A 12,240-nucleotide genomic window follows, 5' to 3' on the forward strand; every position below is an offset into this window, starting at 1 on the left:
TCCCCATTATGAACGGCTAAATCGTTGTTTGGGCAGGATAAATTCCTGCTTTTTTCTTTTCTCGCAAACGGTAGGAGTCACCCTTGATGTTAAATGTAATCGCATGATGTAAGAGGCGATCCAAGATAGCCGTTGCCAATACATCGTCACCAAAAACTTTTCCCCATTCAAGGTACGATTTATTAGATGTTAAAATCATTGCTCCTTGTTCGTATCGCTTTGAAACAACCTGGAAGAAAACATTGGCGGTTAGTTCATCAAAAGGAAAATAACCTACTTCATCTACAATTAACACGTCTGGACGACTCCAACGATTTACGAGTCGCTGGAGTGTCCCTTTATCATTGGCCTTGCGGCACTGAGCCACTAAGTCGTCGGCCGACAAAAATAGGGCTGTATATCCTTGGGTAATCGCTTCAATCGCAAAGGAGACGGCTAAATGAGTTTTTCCTACACCCGGAGGACCCAGTAATATGCGATTTTCCCCATTGGCAATAAAGCGACATGTTAAGGTTTCCTTGACCCTTTTCTCGCTCAGACTTGGTTGAAATGTAAAGTCAAAATCATGAATCGTTTTGGTGTAAGGCAGCTTTGCCCGTTTCATTCGCTTTTCTAGTTGATCAGAATCTTGTTGCTCCGTTTCATGCAAAACGATAGTGTGAAGAAACTCAGAATATGATACATTATCCTTAGAAGCGTCTTCTAGTAAACTATCAAGTTGGTTGGCTGTATGATGCCAGCCGAGCTTCTTTAAACGCTCCAATAAGAGTTCGTTCATCATACAGACTCACCTTCTTCCAGTGCTGCGTAAGCAGCGAGAGGGCGTTTTTCCACATTTGGAGATGGGGTATGAGAGTGAAGACCGTCGGTCGCCAAATCTTCAACGTTCTTCGCTTTCTGCCCTTTTTCTTTTGTATGTAGCCCATCATAGTGTTCCATTCGGATATGAGTAGTTGCTTTTCCTGTAAGAACCGGATGCTTTGCGATACATTCACGTTCATCGTAAATCTCTAAATGATGATCGAGTGTTTCTTTAATCTTAACCATTTGTCCAGCGTAACGGTAAGGAACTGAATACCTTTTTCCGCGGTACGACACCACACAGTCCCGACTGACTTCTCTGGTTTCCCAATGTGAAGTGGGAAACAGAGGCTTCACTCCCCATATCTGCAGGAACTTCTGTTCCTGCTCAAATCGTTGAAATGGTGACTCATTAGTAGTCTGATTGGTTTTCTTGTTAGCTATCTGATCCAACCATGTACGTACGGCTTCATTTAATGCATGTAAAGTTGGTTCGTGTTTTCGCTGAAAGAAGTTATCTTTCAAATACTTAATGGTTCTTTCTACTTTCCCCTTTGTTTGCGGACGTTTAGGACGACAGGCTTTTGGCACAATCCCATAGTAGGCTAAGAAATCCTCAAACTTGCGATTGAAACGAATCTCTACAGGACTATGCTTGATTACAACGGTTTTCATATTATCATAGAGAATTTGTTCTGGTACCCCATTAAAGTAAGAAAAAGCATTCATATGACACTTCATGAGGGTTTCGAGATTCATGTTGGTTGTAAACTCTACGTACTTCATTCGGGAATAACCTAATATCATCACAAATGCATAAATGTCTTGCAGATTGCCATTCACTAAGTATTTTCCCACGTACGCCCAATCCACTTGGGCTTGTTTCCCTGGTGGTGTTTCAAACCGTAAGGTTGCCTGTTTCTTTGGCTGTTGACGAAGAGGACGAACAAAGTCTCTTAAAATTGTCATCTTCCCCTCGTAACCCATCGTTTGAATTTCCTCTAACAGTACGACACAGTTGGTTGTTCCTTCTTTGACTCGTTGAAGGATGTAGGACTTATAGGGTTCGAGCTTACTCTCTTTCTGCTGCTCGCTTGCCTTACGTTCCGGCAACTGATTGCTTTTTAGATATTTGCTGATCGTTTTACGATCGAAGCCTGTTGCTTCTGCAATGGCTGTTTTCGTCCACCCTTTCTGAAATAACTCTCTAATCATAAAAAACTCCCCAATCTTCAGCACCGTTTCTTCACTCCATCTTTGATGTTTGTTTCGAAACGATTATCTGTTATTTTTGGGGAATTTAAAACCGTTGTTATTGGGTATTTTACAATCGTTGATTACAATTACAGCTTGGCATACAAACAAAAAGACCATTCTCAAAACCAATGGAAGAAAAAAAATGGATTGAAATGTTTGAGAAGATGGACATTAAAATAAAATACAATATTAATATCGACCCTTTGATCGATGCAAATTCAAAAAGGTAAAACCTTTAATTTTTCCTATCGGATAACTCATAACGTAAACAAAATGCCCTAGAATCTAACGATTCTAGGGCATTTTGTTTACAATCTATCGCTTTGTGTGATATCTGTCATAATTATACAATAACACAAGCAAGCGTTGTGGTCGAAAATTTGGGAAATGACCATAATTTCATCACATCCGCCTGGCTTTGCTCCAAAAATGTCTGCGGCTTTTCTTTTACCGTTTGTTTGCTACCAATAATCGATGAGCCTAATTGTTGCTAGAGAGCATTTAAGTAAATCTGTCTTTTTAGATGAGTAAAATACTCTCAATTGAATCTGGTTAAAAAATCCAATTATATAAATAGGTGTTATTCATATTATAAAGCTTATAAAAACATTTCTTTACTTATGGTACGGTTCACCGTGGTGATTTAAGAGGCAAAAATGTATAGACTACCAGCCTTTTTGTGATGTATTTTACCTTGTGATCAATAAATAGCATATATAGGAGTTAAACGAAACGCTCAGGAATAAACTGAGCGTTTTATATTACATTTTACTTACGTAATACGATAACTATGGTAAAATTTTGTATATACTCGAATGTCTGAATACATTTATTAGATTGTTATAATAAATACTGATTACGATTTTAATCTATAAAACTAACTAAAGGGAGGATAAAGAAATGAATAATGAAATTTCAACCACCACTTCAGGAAATTTGACAGAACAACAAGATACTAGTCTGGATCTATTTAAGTTTGAAAAGGGATTAATAACATATTTGCAAGAAAGTGGATTACCTTCTGACTCAGTTCTTGTTCCAGTTCCACAGCGAATTAATGTGTATAGAAATATCCCCGATGCGCTATCTAATCTTAGCCCAGAGTCTAGGAGTGATTCATTATACATATCTAAGTTTGTAGCAGCTGTAACCGCAGGACTATTTGATGCAGCTTTAAATTATCTATGGGACGAAACAATCAATGAATTGCGAAACAGAGTTGTCCATTATGATTTAAATTACTTTTTTGATAATGCGGTTAAAAGCCAAGAAAAAAGAAAACGCTTAAAAGATGAATCTGATTTAGACAAGATAGATGACAGTGAACTTATTCATGGTGCTAAAGAAATAGGATTGATATCCGAATTAGGCTTCAAACATTTAGATTATATAAGGTATATGAGAAATTGGGCAAGTGCTGCACATCCAAATCAGAATGAACTAACTGGATTACAAATTGTATCGTGGCTGGAAACCTGTATAAATGAAGTTATATCTCTTCCACTCTCTAATATTACAATAGAAATAAAAAAATTATTAACAAATATAAAAGCAAATGTAATTAGCGAAGAGGAGGCTAAGCAAATTGCTTCTTTCTTTCAGGACTTTTCCCAAGAACAGTCCAATACATTAGCTCAGGGATTATTCGGAATATATACAAGAACTGATACTACTACTCAAGTGCGTGAGAACATACATCGGTTATTACCATATTTGTGGGGACTGGTTGATGAAAACACCAAAAACCTCTTTGGTATTAAGTATGGAAAGTTTGTAGCCAATAATGATCAGGAAGAACAGAATAACGCTAGAGCATTTTTAGAAATTGTTTCAGCTGAATCTTATATTCCAGATGGATTGAGAGCAGCTGAAATTGAGACAGCCTTAGATGACTTACTAATAGCACATAGGGGAACTAATAATTTTTATAGTGAACCTCCCCTTGCTAGGGAACTTTCGCGTTTAATAGGTGATTCAAAAATTCCAGAACAGGTTAATAAAAAGTATGTTCTAACATTAGTAGAGGCTTTCTTAACAAATGGTCATGGAACTGCATGGAATGCTGACCCTATTTATACAGGTTTAATAAAACAATTTGATTCTAATCAGGCCCTAATAGCAATATTATCCTTTAATGACGAAACAATATCTAGTAGTCTTCAATTCAAGTTGTGCCAGAGTAAATTTAGAGAGTTGCTAGAAGTTCTTAAAATAAAGATTACATCTAGTGCAGTAACAGAACTAATTAAGGAAATAGAATCATTTTCTGGACCACTTGATAAAATGAAGGATGATTCCCGTTTTAAGCAAAAGGTGTCAACTTTGAGAAAAATTGTTTCCTAATAAAGATTTAAATAACACAACTTAATACCCATACCATGAGCAGAGATCCATCAAGTCGATGGATCTCAATGTATTCCATTTTACCTTTTAAAAAACTAAGAGCTATGCTACTTGTCCATATGCATAATACATAATTAGAATTAATCGAAATATTTCGTGTATTATAAACGGTGTTTAGTTCCATATGGACAATCTGGATATGGTAGTCTATCTAAATGATACACGAGAAAGGCTAGGTATTTATTTGTATCAGAGACAAATTCTGAAAAATCCCCGATATCCTTATTCTTAAAGGCATGAATAATATTTCTTCGTTGTTGTATTTTTAAAACCCATGCATCAAATTCCTCTGTTTCTATTGACTCCCATATTTTTTTATTAAAAAATTGCCTTAGTTCATCCTCGATGTAATCATTGAAATATACAGAAAGAAATAACTTTAAAGTTCCCTCTACCAATGCACCAAGATTTACCCAAGCCAAAATTAGATCACCATCCCTTGCTCCATGTTGAGGTAAAATATCCCATCTTTTCAATGAGTAAGATAATGAAACCTGCCAATCTAATCTTGACTTGCTCAATAAATTCGCTGCTTCAATAGGCGCCCAACCAATACTATTAGACCAAAATTTGTTTGCAAAGTTATTTAATTCTATAATCTTATCGACAGTTTTCGCATAATCTAATTGGTCAATTTTATCCATCACCTTACAAAGACACCAACCCTTTTTATTTCTTAAATAAACACTATATATTGATGAAAATACTTCCATTCTCATTACCTAAGACTTATACAGCTATTAAATAATCCACCATACCTTTTAGTAACTTTCTTAATTTTATGAGTAATATTCCTCCAACTGATCATGATAAAAGCCAAGATCGAGTATTTCTTTATTATTCTTAGGAATAGCTAGCACCAATAGTTCTTGTGGCCTTGAACATGCTACAAATGCAAATCTATTTGCTTCTGTTCCCTGCTGAAGCCACTGCTCAAAATGACCTCCATCAGAGTTTTTTGAAACTGACGAAACAAATAGAACAGCCTTATAAGATTCGCCTTTTACACCGTGAATCGTATCCACTTTTATCTTGGAATTAGAACTTGCTTTTCTTGCCAAAAGTCTTTTACAAATTGGAGTCTCAGTAAGTTTATTAGGAGATCTCAATCTTGCAGATACTTTTTCGAAAGTAATTTGAACTTCTTTAAGTTCACTCATAAATAGTTTAAACTCGGTCTTTAAGACATTTTTAATCCAATCTTTCCATGTCTGCTCTTCGACACCGTTTTTCATGAAGTCACTAGAATCAACAAGCCTATCAAGAAAGTTTTTAAGTATTAAACGCCATTCCATTGGTTGATAAGCATAAGGTGTCTTAATATTCTCTCTCTTAATTCCTTTCCCTTCATAAACCAAATCAACCAATACATTTCCAAATGTTTGTAAAGCATATTGTTTATCTAAAACATTACTAACTTGCCAGTGTGCCATTGCAGAAGCTATCTTATATGTAATACTATTCTTAACCTTGTTTAAGTTATTATTTTCCTCATAGCCTTTTAGTTTATTTACCAATGAAGAACCTCTAGCAATTACTGTTGCATCCTCGATATTTATATTTCTCATTTTTAATAAATTGATAAAAGCATCTCTGATTTTATGCATATCTTCATTTTTGTCATAAACCCAAAACAAACAGCTTTTATTGAGACTTGATTTAGTACCAATTATTTGTTGTTTTTTAGATAGCTTGGTAATCACATCACATATTTGTTGCACACTTCTATAATTAGTACTTAATTCTAATTCCCGTAAACCCCATGTTATAACTTTTTCTCTTACATTTTCAGGAAATACGTTCCTAAATTCATATATTGATTGGTCTAAATCTCCTACTAAGTGGATTGAAACGCCTGCCTGTTTTAAAAGCTCAAAAATTTCAAGTTGAATCTCTGATAAATCTTGACATTCATCGATAATAATAAATGGGAATCTTTTTGCAATCAAATGCAATATATCCCTTCTCTTTTGTAATAGCTTATACGACCAGTATTCTATATCTGAATAAGTAACGAAGCCATCCTTAGCAAACTTTAATTTTTTTTCTAATAATGTATTAATTGTATATGCATTATTGTCAATCTTTACTTTGTCATTGGTAGGCAATAATTCATCATTTTTATCAAATGTATAATCTAATATTGAAACACTTTTATAACTATAATTTTTCATCCACGGACCATTATTTCCTTCTTGAATTAGTTTATGAGTGTAGTCATTGTTTTGCCCAATAAAACCGGTAACTTCTTTAGCAAATGGATGGAAAACATATGCATGTATCCAACTATCAATCGTTCCGACAAAGTGAGGGTAACCAACAGACTTTTCTTCAAGATAGTAATTTGCTCTATTCTTTATTTCATCCGCAGCATTATTTGTAAAAGATAAAACTGCTATACCACTGGCTTTAGAAATCCAATTGTTTATTTCATAGGCAAATTTTAGACTAACAGAATGAGTTTTACCACTACCCGGACAGGCACTAAGGAAACAACCATAGTTTAATGGTTGTAATACAAAATCAGCTTGTTGTGATGAAGTATTTAGTATATCTTTATGTTTTAAAACGGATTGTATCAAATCAATTTTATTCGTTTGTTTTTTCAACAGTACTTGATTTACCAGCTGTATTCACTCCCTTTGCTTCAAGTTTACATGCCCATAAAATTGCATTTTCAATATATTTAGGTACAGTGAAATCAATATCATCTTTTGCAAGTTTATAGGCCAGTTGTTGTGAAAAAATACCTTTACCGCAAATCCTAGAATCGTCTATTCTGTCCAATAAATAATTAGCCATTTTAGCTTTTTCACTATCAGCGGCACTTGGAAATAGTTTCATATTCTCCTTAATTTGTTTTTTTATAGACCCTTCAGTTTCTATGATATCAAGAAGGATATTGGACATTATAGAAAAGTTTTTCTCGTGTAGAGCTAGATCATACTCAAAGGTTTTCAAATTACTAAATAAACGGCAATACTCACTTTTATTTATATTTGTTTGTAGCTTTAAGGCTGAATTATTGCAATCACATTGGTTTTCATAAAAAGGGGTCGAATCCTTTACAGGATCACAGTCTGTAATTCCAGCACATCTAATAGGGATTCCTTCTCCACTTTTTTCTGCATTTATAAATAACTGAAAGAATGAATCAAAATATATGCCTCCCATATTTATTATTGAAACACTATACTCTTCTAATGAGTACTCTGAAATTTTATCTTTTGAGTCTAATTTTTTGTGTAAAACCCTTTTTGCTAACTCCGGAACAACCAGTGCCTCTGCAATCCCTTCAACTAGAATTATACCCCTTGCAAAAAGTAAAGTTGATTTAGTAATATCCATCCATCTCTGTAAAAAGAACTGTTGCTTTGGTTTTAGTTCTACATTCCTTAAGGGTACTATAACCGGGCTTTTATTTAATTCATTTTTATTAACAACAAGCATATTATCAAGATCTATTGAAGCAGCTATTGTAGGGGAATGTGTAGTAACTATGACTTGAATCCCTTTAATCTCTGCTTGTTTCTGAATATATTCAAGAAGTTTTGTCTGAAGTTGCGGATGAAGGTGAGCTTCAGGTTCCTCTATAAGTAAGATTTCATTAGATATCTCTTGTTTATTTACGTCTTCTAATTCAGCAAGAACTGTTGCCAAATATAATAAATTGTTATAGCCCAGACTATTCTCAGACAGTTCTCTATAACTATCTATTGACGTGCTATCATCCAAGAATGGATAAAACAATAACTTTAGATTCTCAATAATTCTTTCAAATCGCGTATCTGAAAATGAAATACTGATATCTTGAGCGAGATTTTCTCCGAATGCCTCTACTAAACGTGATTTAATGTTAGTTTTTGCTTTTACAATTAATTCATCTTTTAACAGTTGTTGATTGTTTTGCTTAACCGTATCAACTAAACGTTCCTTTGCAGTATTTTCTGGGTCTATTTTTGTAATTAACCGGGATAATCTAGATCCCCTTACGTCCCTAAGACGATGCTCTGCATCTCTTAATGGCGGTAAATATGTACATTTAATAGATTTATATGTATCCCACTCAAAACTACTACTAGATGAATTTCCGCCCCATATCTCTTTTTTGTAGTGTTTATTTTGAGTTGTTTTATTCTGTACTTTTAAGTGTAAAGTTGCTGTACTTAAATCCTCCGTTTTTAACCAAGGTAAATATGCAACTTGTTCAATAGATTTCATTCCAGAAAACTCTATATCTATTTGAAATCCTGCACTAGATTCATTATTTCCTTCATTACCAAATGAGTGCCAAAAGTCTCCTCCAGAGACCATTGATCTGCCAAACTCATCATCATTCAGAATTAATCGGATTGCATCAACGATTGCAGATTTCCCACTACCATTTTCCCCTATAATTACTGTGAGACCTTTATTTAACGGTATTTCTGTTTTTTCGTTAAAACACCGAAAACCATCGATAATTAGTTTTGATATGTACACTATACTCCTCCTTATTTCTCATGTAATATTGCTATAAAAGCCTTTACTTTAAACCCACAATAGTAACTAACCAACCTAACATTGTAAAAAGTTATTAAAAAATGCCAGTCACCATAAAAGTTATTCATCTAACTTTTCTTAAAATGACTGACATTCGCTGTGTTAATCTTTATTCATCTTTTGATTCTGTTACTTGTTCTATCTCTCTATCCTTTACTTCGTATACCTTCTTGACCTAGATACTCTTTCTCAAAAGACTTCATAATTCTATTGTTACCTTACACTTCCGACCGCAATGTCTTATAAACATCCGCAGCAATAAATGCATAGACAGTTTTAAAGTACGAATCGTCAGATCCAATCAATCTTTGATAAGCTTCTGTATTCTTCGTGTACTCATCCATTACTCGATCAAGGAATACATCCTTAAACAAGCTATTTTCAAACATTTCTTGGCTATTATTTTTAGCCATGTTTACTATTTTTGCGTCAACTTCCTGAGTAAATGCCTTGTGCAATGTTTCCACAATTACTCGATCTTGTGGAGAGAAATTATTTGGGAACCGCTCATTAATTCGATGAATAATTTCTTCTAACGAATCACGCTCTTCAACTGGTTTTACGTTTGCATTAAATTCTTCAGGATGCTTTAATTCCCCACCCTCTTCATTTTCAGCAACAAGCATGATTTCGCCTTCAAAATCCTTTTGAAGCTTATAATATTCAAGCTTCACTTTATCTGCAATATCCACTTTCTCTCGTTTTTCTTTTGGAATAAATTTCAATAAATAACTTGTGTAAATATTTTCTTCTAATAGTTCCATATCAAATGTACGATCTAACTGTGCGACATAGTTATACCATTTACCAAAATTGCGTAATGTTACTCTGAATTCATATTGTGTATCTTCTGGTAAGTCTTCGTAACGCTGGATGACAGGTTTGAATAAGCTAGACATCCGGCCTAATAAACGCTCATCTTGCTTCTTTTGTGCTTGTTTCACCAGTCTCATTACTTGTGCAATATCATCATCATTGTATAATGCAAATTTACGTAATTTACTTTGCGTATCGTAAATTAAATTTAGATTAACTTCTTCTTTTAGTGTTGTTACTTCATAAAAAGGCTGGAATGCCTCCAATATTTCTTCTTCCGTATTAACAAAATCTAAAATGAATGTATCTTTCTTTCCTTGCATTGTACGATTTAAACGAGATAGAGTTTGTACTGCCTTTACTCCACGTAATTTTTTATCAACGAACATCGTATGAAGTAATGGTTCATCAAAACCTGTTTGATATTTTTCTGCAACTATCAATAAATTAAAGTCATCCCCATGAAATGTTTCTTTTAACTGGTTCTCTTTAACCCGTTCGCCGTCTTTCGTTACGTTCATACTCGACTCTGTATATTCTTTGTCATCATCTGTAACAGAACCTGAAAAAGCAACAAGAACATCAAGGTCTGTATAGCCTTTCTCTTCAATATAAGCTTTAAATTCCTTCATATACCGAACAGCATGTAGACGTGACGGAGTAACTATCATTGCTTTTGCTCTACCACCAATAGCCTTTTTAGTTACCGCTCTAAACTGTTCTATCATTACTTCTGTTTTTTGCCTTAAAACCCATGGATGAAAAGATTGATAACGCGCAATCGCTCGAACAGCTTCTGTTTTAGGTAATTCAGGGTTTTCCTCTATTTCTTTTGCAATACGATAAGAAGTTTTATATGTCATATAGTTTTTTAACACATCTAAAATAAAGCCTTCTTCAATTGCTTGTCGCATACTATAAATATGGAATGGTCTAAAGCTTTCATCTGGTTGCTTTGTACCAAACATTTCAATTGTTTTTTCTTTAGGGGTGGCCGTGAAAGCAAAGAAACTTAAATTATGATGTTGTCCTTGTGATAATAATGTTTGAACCAGTTGGTCTTGGTCATCTAATGTGTGGTTTTCAATATCTTCTTCAATTTCCTGATACTCTTTAAGAGATGCTTCTTTATCTGCTAGTGCTTGCTTTAGTTTCTGTGCGCTTCTTCCAGTTTGTGAAGAATGTGCTTCATCGACGATTATCGCAAATCTTCTTCCTTCCGCAGCATCAACTTCTTGATAAATAACAGGGAACTTTTGAAGAGTTGTAATAATAATTTTCTTTTTATCGTTAATCGCATTTTTCAAGTCTTGAGACGATTTATTGTCACCAATTGTCTCTACTTGTCCAGTGGTATGTTCAAAACTTGTAATCGTATCTTGTAACTGTCGATCTAACACCGTTCGATCCGTAACGATAATTATAGATGAAAAGATTGGGTTATTTTCTATATCGTGTAAGGAAGCCAAATGATATGCCAACCATGCAATACTATTTGATTTTCCTGATCCCGCTGAATGTTGAATTAGATAGTTTTTCCCTGAACCATGCTCTTTTACATCTTGTACCAACTTATTTACAACATCTAATTGGTGGTAACGCGGGAAAATTAAGATGTCTTTTTTCACTTCAAAATTCATGAACCGTTCCAAAATATCCATAAATTGATTACGATGTAAGACTTGTTCCCATAAATATGCTGTTGGGTATCCATCTTTATTATGTGGATTCCCTTTGCCACCTACTTCTCCGGCACCATTTGATCCTTGGTTAAATGGTAAGAAGTATGTTTTGCTTTTTTCTAGTTTGGTGGTCATATATACTTCAAAGTGGTCAACTGCAAAATACACTAGAAATCGTTTATTAAATTGAAATACAAGTTCACTCGGATCACGATTCGTTTCAAATTGTACTTTTGCATGTTCAACATTTTGTCCGGTATATTGATTTTTTAATTCTAAAGCGACAAGAGGAATACCATTTACGGCCAATACCATATCAATTGTATTTCGATTTTTGCTACTATAAGCAAACTGGCGTATACATTGAAAACGGTTGGCTTCAAACTGTTTAATATTTTCATAGCTTAAAGAAGAAACAGGACGAAAATAAACAACCTTAAAAGAAACACCACGATCTTTTATCCCTTTTCTAAGTACATGCAAGAGACCATGTGCATTTACCTCTTCATTAAATCGCTTTAGAAACTTTGTTTCAGCATCTGTACGATAAATCTTTTCGTAGCGCTTCCATGCTTTTGGTTGTGTTTCACGAATAAAAGATAGTAGTACAGAGACATCTAACCCTTGTTGTGGATCGTAGTTTGTATCTTTGAAGGCGGCCGACTCCCAGCCGCCTTTATCTATTAAGCTAGTTTCAATATCCCTTTCAAAACGCACTTCTTTGTTTTCGAGCATATCT

The 12,240-nt window shown here is 34.3% G+C and carries 7 protein-coding genes; 1 reads left to right on the plus strand and 6 read right to left on the minus strand.

The annotated features are described in order from the left end of the window. Nucleotides 1-16: 16 nt before the first annotated feature. Nucleotides 17-781, minus strand: coding sequence for an IS21-like element helper ATPase IstB (istB, locus tag MKZ18_RS20645; RefSeq protein ID WP_000980839.1), 765 nt, complete (start codon nt 779-781; stop codon nt 17-19). Then, entirely contained in the window at nt 778-2,040 is a 1,263-nt protein-coding gene (gene istA, locus MKZ18_RS20650; protein ID WP_251385950.1) for an IS21 family transposase, read from the minus strand. Before istA ends, istB begins: the two co-directional genes overlap by 4 nt. 918 nt (nt 2,041-2,958) lie before the next feature. On the opposite strand from istA, the gene MKZ18_RS20655 reads away from it, so the two are divergent. Further along, complete coding sequence (locus MKZ18_RS20655) at nt 2,959-4,401, plus strand: hypothetical protein (RefSeq protein WP_340841841.1); 1,443 nt, start codon at nt 2,959-2,961, stop codon at nt 4,399-4,401. A 161-nt stretch (nt 4,402-4,562) separates the two neighbouring features. Here MKZ18_RS20655 and MKZ18_RS20660 read toward each other — a convergent pair whose 3' ends face one another. From MKZ18_RS20660 to MKZ18_RS20675, 4 genes are all read right to left on the minus strand, one after another. Further along, nucleotides 4,563-5,174 (minus strand): hypothetical protein, encoded by a 612-nt coding sequence (locus MKZ18_RS20660; protein WP_340841839.1) that lies wholly within the window; start codon nt 5,172-5,174, stop codon nt 4,563-4,565. A gap of 66 nt (nt 5,175-5,240) precedes the next feature. Further along, on the minus strand, nt 5,241-7,070 hold the full coding sequence (locus MKZ18_RS20665; protein WP_340841837.1) for a UvrD-helicase domain-containing protein: 1,830 nt from the start codon (nt 7,068-7,070) through the stop codon (nt 5,241-5,243). Continuing rightward, the gene (locus MKZ18_RS20670; RefSeq protein ID WP_340841835.1) at nt 7,051-8,943 is read right to left on the minus strand and encodes an ATP-dependent nuclease; all 1,893 of its coding nucleotides are present in this window, start codon (nt 8,941-8,943) and stop codon (nt 7,051-7,053) included. The genes MKZ18_RS20665 and MKZ18_RS20670 overlap by 20 nt, the downstream gene beginning before the upstream one ends. A gap of 278 nt (nt 8,944-9,221) precedes the next feature. Continuing rightward, nucleotides 9,222-12,236 carry a type I restriction endonuclease subunit R gene (locus MKZ18_RS20675; RefSeq protein ID WP_340841834.1) on the minus strand — a complete coding sequence of 1,005 codons (3,015 nt, stop codon included), beginning with the start codon at nt 12,234-12,236 and terminating at the stop codon, nt 9,222-9,224. Nucleotides 12,237-12,240: the final 4 nt, after the last annotated feature.

It is taken from the genome of Priestia sp. FSL W8-0001 (assembly GCF_038050335.1).
Classification (GTDB): domain Bacteria; phylum Bacillota; class Bacilli; order Bacillales; family Bacillaceae_H; genus Priestia; species Priestia flexa.

Coding starts and splice junctions, on each gene's coding strand:
- istB (WP_000980839.1), bottom strand. CDS start 781: ATGATGAACGAACTCTTATTGGAGCGTTTAAAGAAGCTCGGCTGGCAT.
- MKZ18_RS20655 (WP_340841841.1), top strand. CDS start 2,959: ATGAATAATGAAATTTCAACCACCACTTCAGGAAATTTGACAGAACAA.
- MKZ18_RS20660 (WP_340841839.1), bottom strand. CDS start 5,174: ATGGAAGTATTTTCATCAATATATAGTGTTTATTTAAGAAATAAAAAG.
- MKZ18_RS20675 (WP_340841834.1), bottom strand. CDS start 12,236: ATGCTCGAAAACAAAGAAGTGCGTTTTGAAAGGGATATTGAAACTAGC.